Source organism: Vibrio sp. PID23_8 (assembly GCF_003584965.1).
GTDB lineage: Bacteria > Pseudomonadota > Gammaproteobacteria > Enterobacterales > Vibrionaceae > Vibrio.
In genome coordinates this window covers 129,055-154,743 of the sequence record NZ_LIXE01000008.1, presented here as the reverse complement: position 1 = coordinate 154,743, position 25,689 = coordinate 129,055, and the positions used below count along the sequence as shown (strand labels likewise).

Annotated in this window: 23 protein-coding genes; 9 read left to right on the top strand and 14 right to left on the bottom strand. The window is 43.5% G+C overall.

What is annotated here, in order from left to right; all coding sequences use genetic code 11:
* Positions 1-141: 141 nt before the first annotated feature.
* Positions 142-600 (top strand): dCMP deaminase family protein, encoded by a 459-nt coding sequence (locus AK966_RS14415; RefSeq protein ID WP_099079044.1) that lies wholly within the window; start codon positions 142-144, stop codon positions 598-600.
* Between the two features lie 83 nt (positions 601-683).
* Here the strand turns inward: AK966_RS14415 and pepT are convergent, their stop codons facing one another.
* Together pepT and AK966_RS14405 are read right to left on the bottom strand one after the other, a co-directional pair.
* The gene (pepT, locus tag AK966_RS14410; RefSeq protein ID WP_099079045.1) at positions 684-1,913 is read right to left on the bottom strand and encodes a peptidase T; all 1,230 of its coding nucleotides are present in this window, start codon (positions 1,911-1,913) and stop codon (positions 684-686) included.
* Between the two features lie 195 nt (positions 1,914-2,108).
* Complete coding sequence (locus AK966_RS14405; RefSeq protein ID WP_119464406.1) at positions 2,109-2,969, bottom strand: DUF6279 family lipoprotein; 861 nt, start codon at positions 2,967-2,969, stop codon at positions 2,109-2,111.
* A gap of 249 nt (positions 2,970-3,218) precedes the next feature.
* On the opposite strand from AK966_RS14405, the gene AK966_RS14400 reads away from it, so the two are divergent.
* Positions 3,219-3,392 (top strand): RNA helicase, encoded by a 174-nt coding sequence (locus AK966_RS14400; protein WP_099079047.1) that lies wholly within the window; start codon positions 3,219-3,221, stop codon positions 3,390-3,392.
* 63 nt (positions 3,393-3,455) lie between these two features.
* Here the strand turns inward: AK966_RS14400 and AK966_RS14395 are convergent, their stop codons facing one another.
* Both AK966_RS14395 and narQ read right to left on the bottom strand, forming a co-directional pair.
* Entirely contained in the window at positions 3,456-4,088 is a 633-nt protein-coding gene (locus AK966_RS14395; protein WP_253252673.1) for a response regulator, read from the bottom strand.
* Entirely contained in the window at positions 4,075-5,811 is a 1,737-nt protein-coding gene (narQ, locus tag AK966_RS14390; RefSeq protein WP_119464405.1) for a nitrate/nitrite two-component system sensor histidine kinase NarQ, read from the bottom strand. The genes AK966_RS14395 and narQ overlap by 14 nt, the downstream gene beginning before the upstream one ends.
* A 246-nt stretch (positions 5,812-6,057) precedes the next feature.
* On the opposite strand from narQ, the gene napF reads away from it, so the two are divergent.
* The 6 genes from napF (at position 6,058) to AK966_RS14360 (ending at position 10,671) form a co-directional block, all read left to right on the top strand.
* Entirely contained in the window at positions 6,058-6,543 is a 486-nt protein-coding gene (gene napF / locus AK966_RS14385; protein ID WP_119464404.1) for a ferredoxin-type protein NapF, read from the top strand.
* Between the two features lie 44 nt (positions 6,544-6,587).
* Positions 6,588-6,896, top strand: a complete 309-nt coding sequence (locus AK966_RS14380) for a chaperone NapD (protein ID WP_099079051.1) — start codon at positions 6,588-6,590, stop codon at positions 6,894-6,896.
* Positions 6,893-9,382, top strand: a complete 2,490-nt coding sequence (napA, locus tag AK966_RS14375) for a periplasmic nitrate reductase subunit alpha (protein WP_119464403.1) — start codon at positions 6,893-6,895, stop codon at positions 9,380-9,382. Before AK966_RS14380 ends, napA begins: the two co-directional genes overlap by 4 nt.
* 76 nt (positions 9,383-9,458) lie before the next feature.
* Positions 9,459-9,914, top strand: coding sequence for a nitrate reductase cytochrome c-type subunit (locus tag AK966_RS14370; RefSeq protein ID WP_099079099.1), 456 nt, complete (start codon positions 9,459-9,461; stop codon positions 9,912-9,914).
* Positions 9,915-9,942: 28 nt separating this feature from the next.
* Positions 9,943-10,521, top strand: coding sequence for a NapC/NirT family cytochrome c (locus AK966_RS14365; protein WP_099079053.1), 579 nt, complete (start codon positions 9,943-9,945; stop codon positions 10,519-10,521).
* Between the two features lie 15 nt (positions 10,522-10,536).
* A complete protein-coding gene (locus AK966_RS14360; protein WP_009841022.1) occupies positions 10,537-10,671 on the top strand; it encodes a TIGR02808 family protein in 135 nt (44 codons plus the stop codon).
* Positions 10,672-10,824: 153 nt separating this feature from the next.
* Here AK966_RS14360 and phaC read toward each other — a convergent pair whose 3' ends face one another.
* The 8 genes from phaC to AK966_RS14320 form a co-directional block, all read right to left on the bottom strand.
* Positions 10,825-12,600, bottom strand: coding sequence for a class I poly(R)-hydroxyalkanoic acid synthase (gene phaC / locus AK966_RS14355; protein WP_099079054.1), 1,776 nt, complete (start codon positions 12,598-12,600; stop codon positions 10,825-10,827).
* Between the two features lie 65 nt (positions 12,601-12,665).
* A complete protein-coding gene (locus tag AK966_RS14350) occupies positions 12,666-13,013 on the bottom strand; it encodes a phasin family protein (protein WP_099079055.1) in 348 nt (115 codons plus the stop codon).
* A gap of 44 nt (positions 13,014-13,057) precedes the next feature.
* Entirely contained in the window at positions 13,058-14,266 is a 1,209-nt protein-coding gene (locus tag AK966_RS14345; RefSeq protein ID WP_099079100.1) for an acetyl-CoA C-acetyltransferase, read from the bottom strand.
* 12 nt (positions 14,267-14,278) lie between these two features.
* On the bottom strand, positions 14,279-15,019 hold the full coding sequence (locus AK966_RS14340; protein WP_119464402.1) for an SDR family oxidoreductase: 741 nt from the start codon (positions 15,017-15,019) through the stop codon (positions 14,279-14,281).
* 1,342 nt (positions 15,020-16,361) lie between these two features.
* The gene (gene secF, locus AK966_RS14335; RefSeq protein ID WP_119464401.1) at positions 16,362-17,264 is read right to left on the bottom strand and encodes a protein translocase subunit SecF; all 903 of its coding nucleotides are present in this window, start codon (positions 17,262-17,264) and stop codon (positions 16,362-16,364) included.
* A 2-nt stretch (positions 17,265-17,266) separates the two neighbouring features.
* Positions 17,267-19,105, bottom strand: a complete 1,839-nt coding sequence (gene secD, locus AK966_RS14330) for a protein translocase subunit SecD (RefSeq protein ID WP_119464400.1) — start codon at positions 19,103-19,105, stop codon at positions 17,267-17,269.
* A 166-nt stretch (positions 19,106-19,271) separates the two neighbouring features.
* Entirely contained in the window at positions 19,272-19,751 is a 480-nt protein-coding gene (locus AK966_RS14325) for a hypothetical protein (RefSeq protein ID WP_119464399.1), read from the bottom strand.
* 162 nt (positions 19,752-19,913) lie between these two features.
* A complete protein-coding gene (locus AK966_RS14320; protein WP_119464398.1) occupies positions 19,914-20,585 on the bottom strand; it encodes an SH3 domain-containing protein in 672 nt (223 codons plus the stop codon).
* A gap of 89 nt (positions 20,586-20,674) precedes the next feature.
* Here AK966_RS14320 and AK966_RS14315 point away from each other — a divergent pair, with 89 nt between their 5' ends.
* Complete coding sequence (locus tag AK966_RS14315) at positions 20,675-21,223, top strand: ATPase (protein WP_099079101.1); 549 nt, start codon at positions 20,675-20,677, stop codon at positions 21,221-21,223.
* Positions 21,224-21,875: 652 nt separating this feature from the next.
* On the opposite strand, the gene luxQ is transcribed toward AK966_RS14315, so the two are convergent.
* Positions 21,876-24,455: a quorum-sensing autoinducer 2 sensor kinase/phosphatase LuxQ gene (luxQ, locus tag AK966_RS14305; protein WP_119464397.1), complete on the bottom strand. Its 2,580-nt coding sequence runs from the start codon at positions 24,453-24,455 to the stop codon at positions 21,876-21,878.
* Entirely contained in the window at positions 24,455-25,552 is a 1,098-nt protein-coding gene (locus tag AK966_RS14300; RefSeq protein ID WP_119464396.1) for an autoinducer 2-binding periplasmic protein LuxP, read from the bottom strand. The genes luxQ and AK966_RS14300 overlap by 1 nt, the downstream gene beginning before the upstream one ends.
* Positions 25,553-25,689 lie beyond the last annotated feature (137 nt).

Below are 25,689 nucleotides of genomic sequence, written 5' to 3'. Positions count from 1 at the left end.
GGTAGCAGTTTTGATACTAAGCGTGATTCGGAAGTTTTAAAAAATGCAAACTTCTCTTCCACATAGTGCGATTTGCCTATTTTTTTAAAAAAAATACGTTATCATTCAGCTAATTCAAAGCCTTCGACCGAGAGGATAAGTATGATTTCTAAATGGGCGAAACGTTTTTACCAAATGGCCGAATTGGTTGCCTCTTGGAGTAAAGACCCATCGACACAAGTTGGTGCCGTGATCACTAATCAGAACCGAATTGTTTCCGTCGGCTTTAACGGCTACCCTCATGGCGTTTCTGACAGTGTGGATACGGACGAACGGGAACTCAAGTACCTAAAAACATTACATGCGGAAGAGAACGCAATTCTCTTTTCTAAACGTGATTTGGATGGCTGTGATATTTGGGTTACGCACTTCCCTTGCCCAAACTGTGCCGCAAAAATAATCCAAACGGGGATCTCTCGCGTGCATTGCCCGGAACAATCAGAAGACTTCTTATCTCGCTGGGCAGATAAGATACAAGTAAGCCAAGACATGTTCGACCAAGCAGGCGTCGAAGTTGACTGGTTACCAATTGATAAGATTGAAGACAATGACGTCCGTTAATCAAATCATTGACAAAGAAAACAATCACTAGAAAGTAATAAGGCCCAGACAATGTCTGGGCCTTATTACTTGTCTCAAGCTCGTTAAGCTTGTTTTGTCGCCGTCAATTCAGCAATTTTCACAATAACTTGTACCGATTTTTCCATCATCTCAACCGAGATAAACTCGTGGATACCATGAAAGTTATAACCACCAGTGAAAATGTTCGGACAAGGCAAGCCCATAAACGACAGACGCGCACCATCTGTGCCACCTCGAATAGGCTTAATGAGCGGTTCCACATCACATGCTTCCATTGCTTGTTTCGCTAAATCGATGATGTGTGGATACGGCTCAACCATTTCACGCATGTTGTAATAGTTATCTGTTAGCTTCAATTCAACCGAACCGTGTTTTAGCTCTGCATTCATCTCATCCACAAGCTTCTGTATGAAGGCTTTACGGCTTTCCAAACCTTCACGGTCAAAATCGCGGATGATGTAGCCTAGTTCACTACGAGCGACACCAAGTTCACCCGATTTGAGGTGGAAGAAACCTTCGTAACCTTCTGTCGCCTCTGGTGTTTGATCTTCTGGCATTTGCACTTGGAATTTGGCGGCCAAATTCATTGCGTTAACCAATTTACCTTTTGCTGTGCCTGGGTGAACGCTCACGCCGTGAAAAATCACATCGGCGCTTGCTGCATTGAAGTTTTCGTATTGCAACTCACCTTGTGGTCCACCATCGACAGTGTAAGCCCACTTCGCACCAAACTTCTCCACATCAAATAAATCTGCACCACGGCCAATCTCTTCATCTGGGGTAAAACCGACACAAATATCGCCGTGTGGGATGCTTGGGTTTTCAATCAACATAGCGATAGCCGATAGAATTTCAGCAATGCCAGCTTTGTTATCTGCGCCGAGCAATGTCGTACCATCAGTGGTGATGAGATTGTGACCATGTAACTCATGCAAATCAGGATATTGCACTGGTGATAACACTTCATTCCCTAAACCTAACGCAATATCACCGCCATGGTAATCTTCTATAAACTGGGGAGTGACATTTTTCCCAGAAGCATCTGGCGCAGTATCCATATGGGCAATGAAACCAATAGCCGGAACATCATAGTCAACATTGGATGGTAGCTTTGCCATTAGATAGCCGTTATCAGTGAGCGTGACACTACTAAGCCCAAGCTCTAACATTTCTTTCTTTAAATATTCCGCAAACACCGATTGACCAGGGCTACTAGGGCAGACGGTTTCATTGGGATTTGATTGGGTATCGAACGTGACGTAGCGAAGAAATCGGTCAACTAAATGCTTCATAATAATTCTCATTGTTTTGGCGTAAAGGCTATCGCTGTTCAGTGTATTACGATGAGCCTATCTAACATTTTTCTCCATGCATGTTACGCTCATAGCATAATAAGAAATTGCTTTGAATCATTTTTTGTATAGAAAGCTCACAAGGTAGATATGAACACAATGAATCATTATAAACTATTGGACCCTGTAAATAATTCAGTCCATTAACTCTTCCGCTAACTCGCGCCATTCTCTTACTTTATTATGAAAATATTTCCACTGCTTATCACTCATCGAGTTAGATATATCCAATGTGAATTCATCGGTGAGCGCGATATTATGATTAATATTCTTACTCAATTGTTCACTATAATAACTTTCCGGTTCGAACAATAACTGCATGAAGACTTGCTGATAAACAGAACGGTTGGATTTATTATCAAAAAGATATTTAAGTTCTTGATATATTGAAGAGCGGTAGTTACGCCATAATTGGCTATTAATGAGAACCTCTTCAGAAAGTTGTTTTGCTCGCGCTCTTTGTTCACTAGACAATGCCCCTATCCACTCTTCCATCCACTCCTCCGTATTATCGAGCACCATTTTTCTTAATTCCTGATCCGGCTTACCCGCATATTTATTATCTTTTTCTTCATATCGTTCTTTAACACTATCAAGAAACTCTCGTTGCTGCTTTTCAGTGAGCTGCATGCTGAGGGAGAAAAGGTCTGGTGCCGCTTTGGAAACAAGGCGTTGGTAATGAGCTCGTACCATGTCGCGATTTTTTTGCAGCACATCAAACGTGACCTCTCTTTTCCGTATCACTTCTAACGACTTCAAGTGCTCAATATAGACTGGTAACTCCTCTTTCTTATGCCAATCTGCCAATAACAAAATTCGCTCTTCCAGTAACGACTCCTGTTCAGCGTCAAGAGAGACATAGTTGTCTAAATATTCAATGACAATCCAATCAATGTTGCTGTAAAAAAATTTCTTTGTGCAGCCAACGAACAATAGAATAGACATCAAAATTATGCCATAACGACCGACTTTATTAGAAAAATACTGTAATTTCATGGCACTTACACACTCCCTTTCTCACGATTAAGTTCTATACTCAATCTGTAAGCGGCAAACTTACCCCCTTCGGGCAACGGATCATTGCCACCCTTTTAGTATATAGAGTTTAAAATTAGCTTTTTGATCACAATTATCGGCAAAAAAGTGGATTAGGGCACATTTTAGCTCACAATTTAAACTAAATGCCATGTGATAAATGGCACTAATTTTGCGTGATAAAATAAATGTTGGTTAAGGAGGCGTAGCATGTCTGCTGCAGAGCAACTTGATACGAGCGTAGAGTACGAAATCCTCTACTTTGAACAGGGGAGAATGCACAGTATGAAAGTGGTCGCTCAAGATAAAAAAGCGGCACTCCATTACTATTTAGAGTGCGGAAAACACAACAATGATTTGTATTCCATTCGCCCAGACAAATAAAAAGCCGCCAATGCTTGGCGGTTCTTTTAATACCTAAAGATATTATTGCGAACGCTAACAAAATTATTTGGTTTCACCAAATCGTTCTAAATACAGGACTGTTGCTGCTGTACGAGATGGCACTTGGAGCTTCTTGAGCAAACTTTTCATGTGTACTTTGACTGTCGATTCAGAAATGAACAAACGGTCAGCGATTTGTTTATTGCGGAAGCCACGCGCAACCTCTTGTAGGATTTGAGTTTCACGATCGGTCAGTGAATCAAATACATCTTCTTGCTCAGAACGTTCACTTAGATACTTCGCTACCGCTTGACTGTACGACTTATCGCCTTCATGTGCTTGCTTTAACAAAGTAACAAGTTCATCTGGCTCAGTGTCTTTTAACAGATAACCATCTGCACCGCTGCGTACGATCGCCTCAATATCCGTTGGGCTATCAGAGACGGTCAAGATTACGATTCGTGCTTCACAGCCATCTGCACGTAGCGCTTTTAGCGTATCCAACCCTGACATGCCTTTCATGTTAAGATCAAGAAGTATTAAATCCACCTTGAGCTCATGCGCTTTAGCGACCGCATCGGCGCCATTACTGGCCTCTGCAATAACTTCAAACTCTGGCTCAAAACTCAACAGCTGATGAATACCACGTCGCATCAGTGGGTGATCATCCACCAGCATTACTTTACACATTGCCAATGTTTACTTCCTTACTATGTTGGAATTCTAGTCTTACGATACAACCATGATTTTTCGATGCATCGATGCTGAGTTTACCATGCAACCTTGTCGCACGTTCTTGCATAATACTCATACCGTAATGATTTAATTTTTCGTCTTGCTGCTCAAAGCCTATACCATCATCGGTGACCGTCACAGTGATCTTTCCATCAGATTCAAGGCATTGGATTTCAATATATCTTGCTTGGGCATGCTTGATCGCATTAATTGTCGCTTCCCTGACCAACAGCAATAGGTGCACCTGCTGATGTGCATCTAATGCTGTCGAAGATAACTCATTCTTTAGCAAGATTTCAGCCGGTGTCTGCTCCTCTAAGGTAGAAACCATCTCTTGCAGAGCCTGACCAAAGCTGCCTTCTTTGATGGTTAGGCGGAAAGTCGTCAACAGTTCGCGTAACTGGGTATATGCGGCCGATAGCCCCGTATCAAGCTCAGTAATGACTTGATTCGTTTGTTCTATCGCTCGCTCATCCGGGATACTCTTTACATTACGCTTTAGGAGTGTTACCTGGATTTTCAAATAAGACAAAGCTTGTGCCAATGAATCATGCAGTTCACGAGCAATGGTCGCACGCTCTTCCATCAATAACAGTTGTTCGGCTTGCCGCTGTGCACGGTTGTAATATACCGCACGAGATAAGATCTGCACAAAGTTATCGATTAGTGCTTCATTAGGGCAAGGTAAGCCCGCTTTCCAATGTAGATAGCCTAAATGCTCTCCATCCAAAGTGAGTGTTTTCCTATGGCATTCACTATCACACCCGTAGTGGCATTGCTCTCCTTCAGTCAAGATCCAATTTGACTCTCCAATTTGGTCGATTTCGAGCATAACGGCACGAATGCCTTCTAGGCTGGCAATGTGTTGCAAAATCGCTTGGAAGTTCTCTTGGCTGATACGTGATGCCGTTAGTTGCTGCGAGGAGTCATACAGCACTTGCAGCGATTGGTTCGCATGTTGCAGTTTGCGTGTTTTTTCATCCACCGCTTGCTCTAAGCCCCGATACAGCTTACCTAAGTCCATCGCCATACGATTAAAAGTACGCGTTAATATACCCATCTCATTATCGCTAGAGACATTAAGTGTCACTTCAAACGAACGGTTCTTAATTTGTTCACTCGCAAACACCAACGCTCGTAATGGCCTTACGACTTCTATTCGAACAAAATGCACAACAAACAAACTTAGACATAGAATGCCGCCTAGGCCTAGCCCACCAATCCACGCTAAGTTAATCAACTTTTGTTCTGAGTAGTTTTGTAACTTAAATACAAACTCATCAATTTGCTGCACAAACCCCGCAACTAACACCAAATACTGAGCCCGATCTTGGCTCTCTAATACCAACTTTAGCTCATGCCAGCGAAGAATAAGGCGGTAATAGTCTTTAGTGATGTCTTTTGGTACAGACCAATGTTGAAGAGCACGCATCGAAGGCGAATAAATCGAGCCTTCAAATAAGTTAATGTGTGATGCATAGTCTACAGATTCACTCTGAATATCATGCGCCAAACGATAACTCTGCATGCGCATAGAACCAGCAACATTTACGGCTTCAGCATCGTTTAAGCTTGACGCCAACGTAACAATCGCGAACCCCGTCGTTGCAACAGATAAAAGCAAAATCAGCATCATCGCAGATGCAATTGTGCGCGTTACTGACTTTTTCACATTTTTAAACAACTCGACACTCCGCCTATTTGATAACCATGCATCCGTATTCACAACACGCATTATCTTTTAACTTTATCAATATGTGATCACCTGCGGTTGAATTTATTGATCCAAAACAACATTACCTCCTAATTAACCCCTTAGAGGTATTTATGCAAATATGTCAAAAACTACAATTTCATGTCCTTAAATGAAAGTTTATTAACAAAGTAAATGATTATGCTTAATTTGGGTTTCAATTGTTGAGGTAACTTAGTGGTAGACCTTTCGAAAAGAAGACTCTTTGCAAAGAAAATACAGCAGGATAACTCTGTACGCCTTCCTTGGTTAGCCAATCCAACACAATTTACGGATGACTGCACCCGCTGCGGAAAATGCATTGAAGCTTGTGAAACAAGAATCATCACTAAAAACGACGGTGGATTTCCTGCGGTCGATTTTGCGATTAATGAATGCACTTTTTGTTACCAATGTGCTGATGCCTGTCCAGAGAAGCTATTTCTAACCGAAGCTGAGCAGCCTTGGCTAGCAAAAGCCGCTATTACAGATAGCTGCTTAGCGAAGCAAAATGTCGAGTGCCGTAGCTGCGGTGACGTGTGTGAGTCAATGGTAATCAAGTTCAAATTAGAACTGGGCAAGGTGGCACAACCGAAATTAGACCTTGATGAATGTAACGGATGTGGCGCATGTGTTTCTGTGTGCCCTACGTCAGCCATCAATGTGAGCAATATAACCGCCTAATGCCCAAGAGGACAAAATTAGGCAACAAAAAGCGAGAGATAACTATGGCACTAAACGAAGTGCACATTTCAAGCATCGTGGTTCATGTCGCCCCTCAACATTTAGAGGCCATAAAAACGCAAATCGAAACGTTCGACAATGCCGAAATTTATGGTGACAGCCCTGAGGGCAAAATCGTGGTGGTGCTAGAAACCGAGAACCAAGGTTTCATCACCGACACTATCGATGCGATTAATAATTTACCGGATGTTTTGAGCACAGTACTGGTTTATCACCAAATCGAAACTGGGTTTGAAGAAACGGAAGAAAAAGACACTGGAACACAACATTCCCAAATCGAGGGTGAAGTATGAAAATGACAAGACGTGCGTTTGTAAAAGCAAACGCAGCTGCATCAGCTGCTGCTGTCGCAGGTATTACACTACCGGCTTCTGCAACCAATCTGATTGCAAGCTCTGATCAAACCAAAATCAAATGGGACAAAGCGCCTTGCCGTTTCTGTGGTACTGGCTGTTCTGTTCTTGTTGGTACACAAAACGGCAAAGTGGTCGCGACTCAGGGTGACCCTGAAGCACCAGTAAACAAAGGCCTTAACTGTATCAAAGGTTACTTCCTTTCTAAGATCATGTACGGTCAAGACCGTCTGACTCAGCCTCTTCTACGTATGAAAGATGGCAAATACAGCAAAGACGGCGACTTCGCGCCTGTATCTTGGGATACCGCTTTCGACATCATGGCCGAAAAATGGAAAGCATCACTAGAAGCGAAAGGTCCAACAAGCATTGGTATGTTTGGTTCAGGCCAATGGACAGTAATGGAAGGTTACGCGGCCGCTAAAATGATGAAAGCGGGCTTCCGCTCTAATAACATCGACCCGAATGCACGCCACTGTATGGCATCGGCTGTCGTGGGCTTCATGCGCGCATTTGGTATTGATGAACCAATGGGTTGTTACGATGACTTCGAGAACGCAGATTCTTTCGTTCTTTGGGGTTCAAACATGGCAGAAATGCACCCAGTGCTTTGGACTCGCATTACTGACCGCCGTCTAAGCCATCCTCACGTAAAAGTAAATGTGCTTTCTACTTATTACCATCGTTCATTTGAGTTGGCAGATCACGGCTACATTTTCACCCCTCAGTCTGACCTTGCGATTGCCAACTTCATCGCGAACTACATCATCGAAAACGATGCCGTGAACTGGGATTTCGTGAACAAGCACACCAACTTTACTCAAGCAGATACAGACATCGGTTACGGCCTGCGTGACGACGATCCGCTGCAAAAAGCAGCGAAGAACCCGAACTCTGGCAAGCTGACTCCTATCTCATTCGAAGAATACAAAAAGTCAGTTGCGCCATACACAGTGGAGAAAGCATCTGAAATCTCTGGCGTTGAAAAAGAGAAGCTAATCGAGCTTGCGAAGCAATACGCGGATCCAAACACGAAAGTGATGTCGCTATGGACGATGGGTATGAACCAACATACTCGCGGTGTATGGATGAACAACTTGGTTTACAACATCCACCTACTAACCGGTAAGATTGCGACTCCGGGTAACAGCCCATTCTCACTAACTGGTCAGCCATCAGCGTGTGGTACGGCTCGTGAGGTTGGTACGTTTGCTCACCGTCTACCAGCAGACATGGTGGTTGCTAACCCTAAACACCGTAAGATCGCAGAAGACATCTGGAAACTACCAGAAGGTACCATCCCACCGAAACCGGGTTTCCACGCAGTACTGCAAGACCGTATGCTGCATGATGGCGTGCTGAACTGTTACTGGGTTCAATGTAACAACAATATGCAAGCGGGTCCAAACATTAACTCTGAACGTCTTCCAGGTTACCGTAACCCAGACAACTTCATCGTTGTTTCTGACCCATACCCAACAGCAACCGCGCAAGCAGCTGACCTTGTTCTTCCTACCGCAATGTGGATCGAGAAAGAAGGTGCTTATGGTAACGCAGAGCGTCGTACTCAAGCTTGGTACCAACAAGTTGAGACCATCGGTGATGCCAAATCTGATCTATGGCAGGTAATGGAATTCTCGAAACGCTTCAAGATGGAAGACGTGTGGCCAGAAGAGCTACTTGCAAAAGCACCTGAATACCGCGGTAAGACTATGTACGACATGCTGTTCAAAAACGGTCAAGTCGACAAATTCCCTATAGAAGAAGCACGTGAGATGAACGATGATGCTCACCACTTCGGCTACTACGTACAGAAAGGCCTGTTCGAAGAGTACGCGACGTTTGGTCGTGGTCACGGTCACGATTTGGCACCATACGATGTTTACCACACTGTACGTGGTCTGCGCTGGCCAGTTGTTGATGGAAAAGAAACACAATGGCGCTTTAAAGAAGGATCTGACCCATATGCGAAAGCAGGGTCAGGTTGGGACTTCTACGGCAATGCCGATGGTAAAGCGAAGATCATTTCTGCACCATACGAAGCGCCACCAGAAGTACCAAACGAAGAGTTTGACCTATGGCTATGTACTGGCCGAGTTCTTGAGCATTGGCACACAGGTACTATGACTCGTCGTGTACCAGAACTATACAAAGCGGTACCTGACGCGTTGGTTTACATGCATCCTGCTGATGCGAAGAAACGTAACGTACGTCGTGGTGAAGAAGTTCTGATTACAAACAAACGTGGTGAAGTTCGCGTTCGCGTTGAAACTCGCGGCCGTAACCGTCCACCTGAAGGCTTGGTATTCGTACCGTTCTTTGATGCTCGTATTTTGATTAACAAGTTGATTCTTGATGCGACTGACCCTCTGTCTAAACAGACAGACTTTAAGAAGTGTCCAGTCAAAATCACGAAAATTGCTTAACCGTCAAACAACGAATGCAAGGGCCGTCTACTCGGCGGCCTAAAAAGAATTTAAGCCATAAGGCGGAGATGAAATGATGAAAAAATACCTTATCGCACTTTTATCTGTAGGTGCTTTATTGACAGGCGTTGCACAAGCAGAGCTGGATAATCCAGGTGGCACAGGCGGTCTAGACTCACTACGTGGCAGCACGCAACTTGAAGACACTCGTCCTGCAGATGATTTCAAAGACTTTCCAAAAGACCAAATCGTTGCAGACAGCTATGTATATCAGCCGCCACTGATCCCACACAGCATCCGTAACTACGAAGTGTCTTTGAACGCAAACAAATGTCTAGCCTGTCACAGCTGGAAAAACGCTAAAGACGCAGGCGCGACCAAAATCAGTGTAACGCACTACGTTAACCGAGAAGACGCAGTATTGGCAGACATGTCTCCACGTCGCTACTTCTGTTTGCAATGTCACGTTCCACAAACCAGTGCTACCCCACTAGTGGAAAACGAGTTTAAGGCAGTCGATTCGCTTCAGTAATTGAAACGCGAATACTAAGAGGTTACTTATGAAAATACTTAAAGCGTTTTGGAAGAGACTGTCGAGCCCAAGTAAAGCTGCCGCTGGTGTAGTTTTATTCCTAGGCTTCGCTGGTGGTCTTCTGTTTTGGGGCGCATTCAACACGGGTATGGAAGCGACCAACACAGAAGAATTTTGTTCTGGCTGTCACGCTCCTATTGTCGCTGAAATTCAAGAAACGATTCACTACTCGAACCGCTCTGGTGTTCGTGCAATCTGTTCAGACTGTCACGTACCACACGAATGGACCGATAAGATCGTTCGTAAAGTTCAAGCGTCTAAAGAGCTGTTTGCACACTTCGTAACGAAGACTATCGATACGCCGGAGAAATTCCAAGCTCGTCGTGCACACCTAGCAGAACGTGAATGGGTGCGTATGAAGCAGAACGATTCTCTGGAATGTCGTAACTGTCACCAGTTCGATTACATGGACTACTCACAGCAAGGTAAACGTGCTGCGGCCCAACACTCAACCGCTTTGGCTTCAGGCGACAAAACTTGTGTAGATTGTCATAAAGGTATCGCACACAAACTGCCTGACATGCACGGCGTTGAAGGCTGGCAATAAGGAGAAATACAGACAATGAGTAATCTTGAATCCTTTATCTGGCACTTCCTTGGATACAGCGCAATGCCAGTCATTATTCTTTCCGGCTTTATCGGAGTAGCAGCAATCTCTCTATGGCTACTCTCACTAGGTAAGGATAAAGAGGTCTAAACCGCCTCTACCAGTCAACTTTTTGCCCATTTTGTTGACGAAAAACGCCAAGCGTCCACTTGGCGTTTTTGTTAATAGCACCAACTCCATACCTTCCACTAATAAAAAAGCGGCCGTAAAAGACCGCAATAACTTACTGCTATAGGGAACTGTCTACGCGCCTTCTAATGGCAGCGTCTGCTTAACGTACTCACCCGGTGCAGGGCCAATCAAAGGGTGGTTTTCAGAACCGATAGAGAAAGGCTCAACTTGCTCTTTCGTGTTGAATGTCAATAGCCATTCATGCCAATGCGTCCACCAAGATCCTTCTTTGTAGTCTGCGTTGCTGAACCATTCATCTGCAGAATCATCAAGGTTATCGTTCAGCCAATAGCCATATTTATTCTTTGCTGGAGGGTTTACAATGCCCGCAATATGGCCTGATTGACCAAGCACGAATGTCTTGTTGCCACCTGTATTCAGCGCACCGCGATAGGTACCCTGCCAAAGCGCAATATGATCTTCTTTCGTAGATATAAAATAGCTAGGAATTTTGATCTTATTCAAATCAATCCATACACCACCAATCTTCACCCCTTTATCTTGAACGAGCTTATTCTCAAGGTAAAGCTCTCGAAGCAGGAAGTTGTGTGAAGCCGCACTTACGTTGGTGCTGTCACTATTCCAATACAATAAATCGAAATCTACTGGGCTATTACCTTTTAGATAATTATCTACGTAGTAATTCCAATACAAACTGTTTTCACGTAGCAGACTGAACGTCACACTCAATGAACGACCATCCATGTATCCCTTTGCGTTATTCTGTGCCTCGACCGCACTGATAATGGTGTCGTTAATGTAAGCACCGACTTCACCCGGCTGAGAGAAATCCAACAACGTGGTAAAGAAGGTCGCTGATTTGATGCGCTTTTTCATACGCTTGGCAGCATAATACGCCACAGTACTGGCAAGCACTGTACCACCAATACAATAGCCAGCCGCATTAATTTGCTCTTGTCCTGTGATGTCTTCAATCGCGGCAACCGCTTTAACTACGCCGTCGGTGACGTAATCTCCAAACTCAACATTCGCTTGAGCTTTACCAGGGTTGCGCCATGACATCATAAAGACACTGTGCCCCTGCTCAAGCAACCAACGCACCATCGAGTTCTTCTCGGTCAAATCGAGAATATAATATTTGTTAATGAAAGGTGGTACGATAAGAAGCGGCGTAGCGTTGACCTTCTCCGTCAATGGACGGTACTGAATCAATTCAAATAAATCATTCTTAAATACCACGTCTCCTTTTGTAGTCGCAACATCGTCCCCTAGGCGAAAAGCGTTATTATTCGTCATCCGAACTTTCAAAATGTCCGCACTCGATTCGAAATCCTCTTTTAACTGCTCTAAACCAGTTAAAAGGTTTTCGCCATTTTGCTCTAGCGTAAGCTTAAGTAGTTCGGGATTGGTTGCGATAAAGTTCGAGGGAGACAGTGCGTTGATCGCCTGACGAGAAAAGAAAATGATACGTTCTTTTGTTTTTTCATCTAAACCGTCTAACGATTCAACGGTATCTAAATAGGTTTTGCTAAATAAAAGATAAGATTGCTTGATGAAGCTATACATCGCTTCGTTTTGCCAAGCTTCATTAGAAAAACGCTTGTCGCCCTTTTCTGCCTCAATAATTTGATTCTGGTTACCAATCAAAGCAACATTTTGCCAAATCTGTAACTGTTGCTCCCACCATTGCGCTTGCAAGTTCAAAAGCTTAGCTGGTTGATTCGCCACTTGCTCGAAGAGTTTGGCAGTATCTTCAAGATTCACTTCTTGCATGGCCTTATTCAAAGGAGAGTTCACGGCTGCCTTGTTGAGTTCGAGATCATGCCACCACTGTTGATTGGTTTCCTGAAGCTTAACAAGATAGTCCGAAAAGAAGTGTTGAAACATAGTCTTACTCCTATACTCGGAAAAAACAACGCCGCCCAGAAAACGGGCGGCGAAAATCTGACAAATTACGCAGGAGTAACAGTCTTTAGGTTTTCCGAAGTCATTTTTTCAACGTCTTCTTTGAACTCTTTTGCGATCGACTGCAGCTTATTGCTATCATCCATCATTTGCTGAGAAAGCTTAGTCAGAACAGCTAGCTGCTGGCTGTTGAATGCGGTAAGAGAAGTCACATCTTTGATTTCAGATGCCGATTTCATTTGATTTAAGCCCACTTCGCTGTAAGTACGAATAGCGTTCAGTTGAAGTTCAGTCAGAACTTCAACGTTCTTAGTCACTAGCTTGTTGAACTTCAGGTATGGTTCAAACGTTTTTTCAGTTTGATCACTAAAAGTTTTGAAGAAATCAGTGTACATGGTTTATCTCCTAAAGAAAGAATTAAAAATTTCCGTTTTAATAACTATTTAACGGCTTTTACAACCACAGCCGTGCCCATACCGCCGCCCACACAAAGTGAAGCAACACCGTACTGACCGTCTTGTTTGTGAAGTTCGTGTACTAGCGTAACCAGAATACGGTTACCCGACGCACCGAGTGGGTGACCCAATGCGATAGCACCACCATTAAAGTTGGCCTTATCTTGAATTGAGCTCACTGGTACTTGGTTAGTTTCTGCCAGTTTATGAATTACACCTAGCGCTTGTGCAGCAAAAGCTTCATTCAATTCATAAACATCGATATCGCTGGTTTTCAGCTCAGCTTTTTGCAGCGCCTTATTCACTGATTCCACAGGACCAAGACCCATAATCTTCGGATCTAAACCCGATTGAGCGTAGCTCACCACCTCAGCAATCGGTGTCAAACCGTGCGCTTGAACCGCGCTTTCTGATGCTAGAATGATGGCACTTGCACCGTCGTTAATGCCCGAAGCGTTCCCTGCTGTCACCGTACCTTCTCGGTCAAACGCAGGGCGCAACTTACTCAGACCTTCTAGCGTTGCATTCGCTTTTGGGTATTCATCTGTATCAAATACGACGGTTTCGCGACGTTGCGTGACTTCTACTGGTACAATTTCGTCTTTGAATTTGCCTGCTTCAATCGCTGCTACGGCTTTTTGCTGACTCGCTAATGCGTACTCATCTTGCTGTTGGCGAGATAAACCGACTTCTTTTGCTACGTTTTCCGCTGTCACACCCATGTGATATTGGTTGTAAACGTCCGTCAAACCATCAGCGATAAGAAGGTCTTTCAATTCCATGTTGCCCATTTTGTTACCGTCGCGCACAACGCTAGGCACAATGAATGGGATTTGAGACATCACCTCAACGCCTGCAGCTACAACGACTTCTGCATCGCCACTGCGAATATGAGAAACGCCATCCATGACGGTTTTCATACCACTGCCGCAAACCATATTCACGCCATAAGCTGGAACTGTTTCTGGAATACCTGCATAGAGTGCCGCTTGACGCCCAACCCCCATGCCTTGGCCAGCGGCAATCACATTGCCGACAATCACTTCATCGACCTTATCGGCAGAAAGTGAGGCAGCCTCAAGTGCGCCTTTAATCGCGACCGCAGCAAGATTACCTGCTGAGGTATTTTTTAAACTTCCACCAAATGCACCAATTGGGGTACGTTTCGCAGCAACAATAAATACTTTTTCCATCATCGATACTCCTTAGTGCATATATAGGCCGCCATTCACCGACAATGTTTCGCCGGTGATGTACGCGCCTGCGTCACTTACTAAAAAGCTCACTGATGCGGCAATTTCTTCCGGCGAAGCCAAACGCCCCATTGGGATCTGATTGGTGATAGACTCCAAGACTTCAGGCTTCATTTTCTCGACCATCGGTGTGCCGGTATAACCCGGTGCAATAACGTTTACCGTAACGCCGGAACGCGCACCTTCATAAGCAAGCGCCTTTGAAAAACCAATCATGCCAGCTTTCGCTGCTGAGTAGTTTACTTGTCCGAACTGTCCTTTCAGACCATTCACAGAAGAGATATTGATGATACGACCACTGCCTTTCTCGCACATTGCAGCAAATACCGGTTGAGTAACATTGAACAAACTGTTTAAGTTGGTGTTGATAACGTCGTTCCACGCTTGAGCGGTCATTTTTTTGAAGACGCCATCTCGAGTGATACCTGCGTTGTTAATGACAACATCAATCGTTCCTTCTTCCTGAAGTAACTGTACCAACTTATCAGAACATTCGATTGTGTTCGTCACGTCTAACTCAAAAAGGCGTACTTGATCTTTATCAAACCCTTTTTCATTAAACCATTCGGAAGCCGACTCGTAGTTTCCAGTTGAGTAAGTTGCAATTACGCGGAAACCATCATTGACTAATTGAGAAGTAATAGCAGAACCAATTCCGCCTTTTGATCCAGTGATCAAAGCCACTTTTTTCATTGTAGACCCCATTCTTTGCAGCATTAATAATTAATCTAAGTAGGACAGAGGTAAATAATTTACCAACTAACGTGTTTTTTTCTATCGGCAACAATTCCTTTGCAGCCCTTCGCTTTAAATTAACCAAAAAATATTACATATCAATTAAAACTCTAATCACTTTGCATAAAATTGATGTAGATCTCATTCGCAATGAAATATTACAGAAATGTTAATTACATCCAACCCGTTGTTTCTAATTAGATTAAATTTAAAATAGCCCCCTTCAAATGCAATAATAAACCTTTAAATTCAGACGCTTATGAATAAAAAATCATTCGTTACATCAACTGGTGACTTGAGTTCTTACTATTATTTATTTGTGTAAATACTCTAACTAAATTATTTACCCATAATTTAAAACGGTCAAATAAACCATATTTATATTAAACTACCGATAAACATCCTAGGTAATTACATTTGTAGCCTCAAACATAACAGACGCATATATCATTTGTACTATATTATATGAATACATTAAACATTTATTGCCTGCCTATATTTGGTGCATTACGCACTAATATGTAACAAATACAAATATTTATTATCGTGTTGGTCTACCGTTATGAATAACATTTACTCAATCAAGTAGGCGGAGGCCTCACCGCCTCCGTCCTCTCACACTACCGTACTAGCGTGGGTCGCATACGGCCGTTCCAAGGTGGGCTAACTTTTGCTAACTTAAGTTCACTATTTAGCTTCAACTCCATTGTGGCTTGTCTCTCTTCGTTAGTAACAGTTCCGTTTCAGACTTCACCGCCATTTCTAACGTAGCTGTAGGATTCCTATTCTTTACAGAGACTCCGTAAACACTGAGAATCTGCTAACTGTTTCCTTAAACCTTGGTTCAGGCCTTCCCTACTTCGTAGGTACTATGCCCTCTGCTGACTTCTTCTCAATCTTCATCCAGCATCACTGCTAGCCTAGTCACAAGGACAAGTGATAAGATCTCCCGAGGTAAGATGCCACCCTTTCCCATCGCTCTACCTGATTTACATAATCACACTTCTGTTCGAGACTTTGGGCGATTCTATCTGTTGCTAGGTTACCCAAGCTGATTATGCTTACTTATCTGATTTTTGTCCGCCAAAGCTATGTTTTGCCATTTGCTTCCTTCAGATTCCACTTCACGATGGACACCCTTGCATCGGCTAACGCTACCTGCTCGACAAGATACTTAGAGGACTTTCACCTCCTAGGTTGACACCATGCTCGGTGCACAATAAACATGCTCGGTGCACAATAAAAAAGCGCCACTCGAAACGAGTGGCGCTTGCACTTTTTTTACCTTAAATACTCAACCTTATGGCGTAGCGTCTATCTCGACTGGTAAGTAGTGTCTTGGTTCGAGCTTCAACCATTCTGGCAAAACCGTACCAATAGAGATAGATGACCATGTTCCAGACAGTACACCAATAAACATTGCCGTAGAGAAACCAGCCAAAGCTGATCCTCCCATAATCCATAGTGCACCAACAGTGATCAACGTAGTACCCGATGTCACCATGGTACGAGAGAACGTCGCCAAAACAGCTTCATCGTTAATCTGCTCAATTTTCCAATTTTGCTTCGCAACCAGCAATTCACGGATTCGGTCGGCGATGATGATGGAATCGTTCAGTGAGTAACCGAGAATCGCCAGAATCGCGGCAAACACCGTAAGGTTAAATTCCATTTGAGTGATAGCGAAAAAGCCCAACACTAAAATCACATCGTGCGCTAATGCGAACAGTGAACCACTCGCTAGTCGCCATTCGAACCGGAAACATAAGTAACCAAGAATGGTCAGGACTGACACCAACAATGCTAAACCGCCTTGTTCAAACAAATCTTGGCCTACTTGTGCACCAACAATACTGTTACTTACCACTTCCACTTGGTGTGAGATCGGCTTAAGTGTCTCTGCCACGCTTGGTAACGTTTGCCCCTCTGCCGGGACTGAGTAACGAATCACCCAGCGACCATCTTCACCCGAGCGGGTTACCGATGCCGATTCCCCCAACTTAGGCTGCAATGCTTCGAGCAGGTCAGGATTGGTTAATTGTTTATCGACTTTCACTTCGGTAACCATACCACCAGTGAAATCTAGACCTAAATGTAGCCCTTTCATCCCAAGAGCAAGTAAAGAAACGATCGTCAGAGCGACTGAAATGACCGTAGTGAAATAACGAAGTTTACGAATATTTTGTTTTAGCATTTCAACCATGATTAAACCCTCACATCACGACGGCCGTCACGGCCCCAAACTAGATTGATCATTGCACGAGAAGCGAATACGCCAGTAAACATACTAGTCATCAGTCCCAAACCTAGCGTTAATGCAAAGCCTTGGATTGGACCATTACCGATGGCGTACAAAATCACTGCAGTGATCATGGTTGTGATGTTGGCATCTAGGATGGTTACAAATGCACTATCAAAACCTAAGTCAATCGCCTGAGCGAAACTTCGGCCTTCTCGCATCTTGTCTTTAATACGTTCAAATATGATTACGTTGGTATCTACCGCCATACCCACCGTTAGCACCAAGCCAGCGATACCAGGAAGTGTCAAGACAGCACCAGGAAGTAGCGCGATTAGACCAAGCAAACAAAGCATATTTGCACACAGTGCAACGTTTGCAACCCAGCCCAAACGGCGGTACCAAAGCGCCATGAATGTAAGTGTTAGGCCCATACCTAACGCCAACGCTGCAAAACCATTTTGAATATTTTCGGTCCCTAGAGAAGCCCCGATAGTACGTTCTTCAACGATAGTAACTGGCGCAGTCAATGAACCTGCACGAAGCAACAATGCAAGTTGCTGTGCTTCATCCATACTACCCGCTCCGGTGATACGGAATTGGCTACCTAGTTGAGATTGAATCGTTGCAACACTGATCACGCGCTCACTACGTTCAGTCATACCGCGGTCATTGGTTTTGTACTCACGATATACTGTCGCCATAAGCTTACCAATATGCGTTGCAGAGAAGTCACTCATCTTTTTGCCACCCGCGTGATCTAGAGAGATGTTCACTTCTGACATGCCCATTTGGTCGATACCAGCACGCGCATCAACAATGTGCTCACCCGTCAGTAATGGACGCTTGGCCAGTATCACGGTTCGGTCATCATTATCTTGCAACACTAAGTCTTGGTTACTGCGAGCTTGACTCGCATCTTTTACTTCGTAAAACGCTAAACTTGCGGTTGCACCAATAACATTTTTCGCTTGCGCAGGATCTTGAACGCCAGGAAGCTCAATACGTATACTATCTTTACCTTGGCGCTGAACCATGGCTTCCGTAATGCCTAGCTCTTCAATACGACCACGCATGATCTTCACGTTTTGTTGCAAGGTCGTGGTTTCAAATTCTTGAATACTCTGCTCACTAGGTTGAAGGTCAAAACCGCGATCTGAGCTCGTCATTTGCCAACCTAGGTAATTTTGACGAATGAATTGGCTAGCCGCTTTCAAAGCATCATCATTATCGCTGTTAACCGCAATATGGTTGCCAGACTCAGCACGTACCTGCACACCACGGATACGCTGTTCACGTAGGTTCGCTTTGATCTCATCGATCAACGCATCACGTTGCTCTTCAAAGGCCTTATTTACATCAACATTAAGTAAAAATTGGACGCCACCGCGAAGATCTAGACCGAGTTTGATTGGCCTAAAGCCCATTTCGTTTAGCCAATCTGGTGCAACCGATACGTATGAAAATGTAATGCTGTCACCCTTGTCTAATTCTTCATTGAGCAGAGCACGTGCTTTACTTTGTGCATCTTCCCCATCAAAAACCATGGTTGTTTTCCCGTCTTTCTCAATGATCTTAGACACGGGAATGTTGTGCTTTTTTAGAAGTTGATCGAGTTGAACGACCGACATCGCACTGTTGTTTCGGTCCGCAAACGTCACCTGAATCGATGGTTGCTCACCAAACCAAGTGGGGATTGCACTTAGCGTTAAAATAATGATGGTCGTAACAAGGACGAAGTATTTCCATGCTGAGTAATGATTCAGCACTTTTCTTGTCTTTTGTGGTTTTGGTGTTTTCTTCATGTAAACATCATCCCTTCGCTGCTCAGCGAAGACTCAATTAGTTAAATTCAAGACACGACAACACACCCACCTGAACACATTCAGGTACGGAATACCCAGGGCAGTCAAGGCCCTGCAAAAAAGATTGTCATGTTAAGAACGCACGAAGCGTGCAGATTGATGGCGTTTAAATGGAAAACTGGCTATTGAGAGCGACGTACATTGCATTGGTTTCTTTCCAACCCGCAATGCGATGATCATTAACGAAATGATGAAAAATTGACTGGTTTTGACGCCAGCTGATGTCCATTAAGCGATAAGAATAACCGGCATCAGCATAGAAAGGAGCAGTAAAATCGGTGACCGAATCAAGATGTTCGTCATCGATGTTCTCACGCAGATGCGATATCCAGCGTTGAGAGTTAAATATGGCAAGTGGGTCTTGGCTTGCGTGTCCTTCAGAAACAGGTGACGGTGCGGTTTCTTCCGTCAGTTCAGAAAAATCGATGGAAGGACTGGATGTAGAGTCACTCGTCGTGAAGGGCTGTAATTTTGATAAGTGAAGTACGTGAGTTTTCTGTTCTTTTTGCACAGCAGAGGCTTGCACTGGCAACAAAGCCATTGCAAGTAGAAGCAAAAACAGTTTTCTAACGTAAAACCAAGACATGGGATCTCGCTTAAAACACAACGAGCCAAATTGTTTGACTCAGCCCTTTGATAGTATTCCCATTGGTTATTATCCACAACTAAAAAGTTCTAAATCTCTATAGCTGTCTTCGTTCCGGCCAGATCTGATACTTCAGCCCCGCAACATGAAAGAGCCTCGTATTCATCGAGAGAATATTTTGCCTGTATCCACATCTAGGTAAATTTTGTTCTCTTGTTCAAGGCCGCCACAGTAAATAAAATAAATGTTACCCTGCTTGTAAGTCACCGAACGCACCCAGCCACCCAACTCTTCAAAATCACTTGGGACGCAAGCCTGATCATCCAACAGTTGCTGAGTTTTGTTGCGAAACACATCTAAATGCGCTTTCAAATCGTCAGATTTTTGCAAGTAAGCATCCAAAATCTCTAACCGCTCTTGCTCTTTAATGACAGGTTCTGAATCTGATAACCCCTTGGAATCTACCCACTCCGCAGTCTCTTCTCCCCCTTCTTCATACAGGATATAATCTGACAGACGGAACCAGCCATTTGCTTTTTCTAACACTGCGACTTTTTCCCCTTTGTACAGGGAGTCAATGACGAGCGCTTGAAGATTTGGTTGGTTATAGACATTGACTCGACGCTCAGTCACATAATATTCCGTAACTTCTGAGACTCGGGACTCTAAATCCATGATAGGTTGTACTTTGTCGTTCATTTTCGGTGGCGTAACAGAAGGTTCTTCCACATTTTGCGTTGTTTGTTGCTCTTCTTTCATAAAGACGAAATAGCACCCGGCACCAATACCGCCCAACAAAAACAAAATAGCGAATACGATCAGCACCTTTTTCATGTTCTTTTGATCCTTATGCAATTGAACTAACACTATTTTTGCCGTAAACAGCTATACTCATGCAAAACGAATGGACTGCTACGAAACCTATGATGATTGAGCCAAAATGGATATTAATAATACTGTTGCTTCCACTCTCGGTGCATGCAGCAGTTCAGTGTGACCACAATTCATGGAATGACAATCTTACCCAATTCAACCAGTTAGAGTCCAACTACAATCAATACGTTACGATTTACAATACGCTGTTAAATGAGCACAAGCAACGTAAGCTGTTATCCCAGACCTTTTCCCTCGAAGAACTCACCCTACTCTGGCAGTCCAAAGCCAATCAAAACATTTTCCGCGGCCAGTTGCAGGCTTCCATTCAATATAGAGATGAACTACGGAGTAAAGCAGAGAAACTTAAAAAGCTCAGCAAGGAGTCTAAATGGACGGCAAATGGATGGCAAAAGCTCGCTGCTCTGTGTCAACAATCAGGAGCAACCGCCAACCAAATCAGTGCGGAGTGGTATCGAGAAAACGCAAATCTTCTCGCTGAAGATTATACGCAACTTGCTTTACAATACGCAGGATTGGCTGGCTTATACGATCAAGAGGTCGAGACCTTAAAACAGACTCAAAATATAACTCATTGAGCCTGTTAACACTGGGATTGTTCCCTTTCTCATTACTGCATAAATAGTAATCAAAAAAACCAATAATAGAGATATTGGTCACAATAATACTTTACTTTCGAACAGTTTTTGGATACTTTGCTCATTAACAAAATTTAATAAAAAGTCATATTTGGCTGGAGATGATGCTACAAACATGGTTATCAATCGATTAAGTAACAAGGGATGTCCTAATGCTACTAACGCCAAATTTCTGTCAGTCGTTAGGCACGTTAAAGAGTTCGGTTCTATCAGTGATTTGGACTTATGCAAAATCTTTGGAGAAACAATCTGGTGTGATGGTCGAGAGTACCATTCATCAGCATTCTCATTTAAGGTAGATAGACGCACAGGGAACTGTGAAATATCGAAATACAAACACCCATAAGGCTTAAAAAGTTTACAAAGCGGAATCAGGAAACTGGCTCCGCTTTTTTCGTCTTGGGTCATTGAGGTGGGTTTGACCGAATTGTTTTTGTTCCCAAAGGGTTGGCTCTATATAGATCATCATAATCATCCTTGTCATTGCTTAGATGATCAGATCATGAAACATAAAATGAGTTCAAAAAAATCCCCAAGCCGTGGCTTAGGGATTTGTGTATAAGAGACAGGCATCAATGCCACCTTTTTCACTTTAGGTTCGTTCAACCATAAATCGAAGTTTAAAGTCAACAAACGCCTCATGAAGTACTTTTTCTTTAATCGGCTTATGCAGCACATAATTCGCACCCGCCGCCATAAACGCATCACTGGTCTCTTTTGCAGTATCTGCGGTGCAAGCATAAATTGGCGTACCTAACTTCAAGTGTTGGCGGATCTCATACGTCGTATCAATCCCACCAAGATGGGGAAGCTGATTATCCATTAAGATCAAATCGTAACAGACCTCCTTCAGGCACTCCATCGCTTCCAAACCATCTTTCGCCCAATCGACCTGCATCCTATATTTTTTACAAAACGCTTGAAGAATAAAGGCATTGGTATGGTTATCTTCTACCAACAATACTTTTAAACTTTCATCAAACAGTTCCCCCGGCAGCACTCGATTGTTAACATCATTGGCGTAAAGCGAACATTGGTGCATTTTCACTGGTAGAGTTACGATAAACGTCGTGCCATCGCCTTTACGACTACGAACTTGTACGTCACCTTCTAGTATATCCACCAGATTTTTCACAATCGTCAAACCCAGACCACTGCCTCCATACTTACGAGTTGTGGTTGCTTCTTCCTGAACAAAAGGCTCAAACACTTGTTCAAGCTTGTTAGACTCAATACCAATGCCTGTATCTGTAATCTCGATCACCAAGACACTGTCCGTTGCACCGTAAAACTGCTCAAGCTCGGCCCGTAAACAAATCTCGCCAAAAGGAGTAAATTTGACCGCGTTGCTGACTAAATTAAATAGGATCTGGTTTAAACGAACTTGATCGGTAAAAATCTTAGCATTAGGTTCGAGCTTATTTTGAATCTTTAAATTCACACCTTTATTAGCACAAATCGGTCGGTAAATATTCTCTAGCGTAGATATTGTGTCAGCAAAGGTGAACGAGTGCTTATGAATGTTAAATTTCCCTTGCTCAATCTTAGAGAAATCCAAAATATCATTCAGAACCCCAAGAAGATGTTCACCGCTATGGCAGAGTACATCTATTTGTTTTTTCTGCTCTTGGGTGCTTAATGTATCCTTCAGCAGTTGAGCAACACCTAATATGCCATTAATCGGCGTTCGTATTTCATGGCTCATTTTAGCAAGAAAGTCCGCACGCGCTTGAGCCGACTTCTCCGCTTCTTGCCGCGCCACATTACTCTGCTTTTCAGCCTCAATAAGCGTTGTAATATCTTGTCCCTGAACAATGATGCCACTGATATCACCATCAACACCGATTGGAGAGAGGTTCCAACGATAAATTTTGTCGCCAATAGGAACATTTACCCCAGTCAGGGTCGCGCCTTGAGCCGCCATGCTCAGGTGAGGTCTAAGTTTATCTTTAAAACTCTGAAAAACGATCGGCATGGATTCATGTGCACTTTCAATCGCCAACTCTTTACGTGCTGCGGGATTGATTTGTATCAGAACCCCTCCCTCTGACCACACCATAATGGGCGATAGCGCAAAGTTAAACAGATCTCGGAAAGACGTTTTCTGCGCTTCAAGCTCTTCAAAGGTGCTTTCTAGCGTTGAACCGATGTGATCGAACTCTTCAATATCGGAACCATCAAAACGTTCAAACCCCTTCTCTTCCTTAGCAGAGCGAGTATAAGACATGAGTGATTCCAACTGCTCTGACACTCTGCTCCCAATCCATTCCTTAATGAGCAATGCCATCATGATCATCCCAACAACAGAAGCGAGCATTGCCAGTATATGTTGGATTTGCAACGTGACGACACCTTGATTGTCTTGTACTGATACAAGGCGCAACTCAGTAGTCGCCGCATTCACTTTAATTGGCGTTTCCGTTATCAACAACTTACCAAGTTTATTCTGTGAACCTCTGCGCGCCACAACCTCAGCCACATCATAATGTTCATCGCCACTCAACGAATTTGCCAACATAGCATCGTTGGCAATCAGAAGCACATTGTCTACATTGCTTTCGCTCTTCAGTTTCTCCATCAAGGCAAAATTGTTATCCAGTACCACTGCATTATAAGAAAAGCCCAGTACTTCACCCGTTTTTGGCATAAGCACTGGCACTCGTCGAATCAATATATGTTTGGAACCAATAGTGGTCTGTACATTAATGTTATACCAATTATCGCTGAAGGTTACTTTGCTGGCTAAGTTATCCAAGATGCGATCATTCACACCATAGAAGTGAGCGTTGCCATCATCCCAAATGATGCCTTTGTGATCGGCTAAAAAACGAAATTCTGGTGTATGTGCTGGGTCATTTTGATCGATGCTCAGAAAAAAATAGTTGAGTGCATCTTGATTATTACGTTTCACATAGAAGTCACGGATAACTTCACTTTTTGAGTTGCTATCGTGATGAATTTGAATGGCAGCAAAGTGGCTATCAAAAATATTGCGAATCAAAGCAGAGGTTTGCTGCTTGGTCCTATCCACTTCTTGCCAGATAATCTGTTTAGAAAAGTAGTAACTCTGAATAAAAATCCCGAGAATAATCGGAACAAGAACGAGGATAATAATTCTGGTAATAAGCGTCGCGAGTGAGCGACGCTTTTTTGTGTTTGATGTAGTCGTCATCAATTATCTGAATATCTAAAGGCACGTTTTTTGAGGGTGTCAATTCGCTCTGGCGAATCATTTTTGGTCACAATTTCAAAGTCACCGGAGTAAATGGTTGGTACGGCTTTTCCTTCCAGATCCCACTTAATGGCCTCCGCCATCGCGATGCCTGTATCATCGTTCATACGCATAACGGTGATATCTAACTCCCCTTTTTGGATTGCATCTAACTCCGCAGATCCGCCTCCCCACCCGTTGATAACAATGTCATCTCGTCCTAGGTCTGCGAGAGCTTCTACAGCTCCTAATGCGACGTCGGTTGAGCATGCATAAATGAACTCAACATCTGGGTATTTTTCTACGCTTGCCTTTGCTGCATCATAACCAGACTGCTTTGTTGCCTTGGTGTAATACGCGGATTGTAGCTCAAAGCCATTGTCGCGATTAACTTGGTGGATAAAAGTATCGCCTCTTACATCACTTATATAACCTTCAGAAAAATAGAGAACACTGTAATGACTCTTCTTAGGGAAGTGCTTACCAAATTCTGTGGCTAACTTACGGCTGCCTTCGGCATGATCAAACCCGACATACAAGAATGGCTGATGATTCTCCCACGCTCTCACAGGGGTGGTTATATTTTGTAGAATCAACTTGGTCTTTTTGGAGTCCAAGACGTGCTCCACAAATTTGCGATGCCTTGTGGTATCTAGCGTAAATATCAAATAATCAGATTTACTTTCTAGCGCTTCCATCAGTGATAAGCTTTGCTGCTTGATGTCGGCATTAGGACGGGTAAATACCTGATTAATTTGATAGCTGATATTCAGCTTATCTAAACGTTTTTCAAACGCCTTAATATTTCTGACCCAATAGTCAGAAACCTGCTGACCTGGATAGACAACGGAGATTTTTAGTGGTCGAGCTTGATTTGCCGTTACGTGAACCGGACGCTCTCGTACTGCTTCAGACAATGCCATCGTGAGTTGTTGTTGTTCAGGGAATTCCTCTAAGAACTCTTTATATGTCCAATAACCATTCAGCACTTGAGTGGCATGTGACATCGGAGAAATGCCAACCATCGAAATAAGGGAGAATAATAACGCTTTTTTCATCTATTGCTCTTTTCGCTTTTATTGAGCGTCTCTATTTTATAACCTAACCGAGTCATCCTTACTCTATTAATCTCTTCCATAACATGTCCCTTTTTTATATCAATGCCTTTGATATTAAGCCTAGTAGGACATGACTG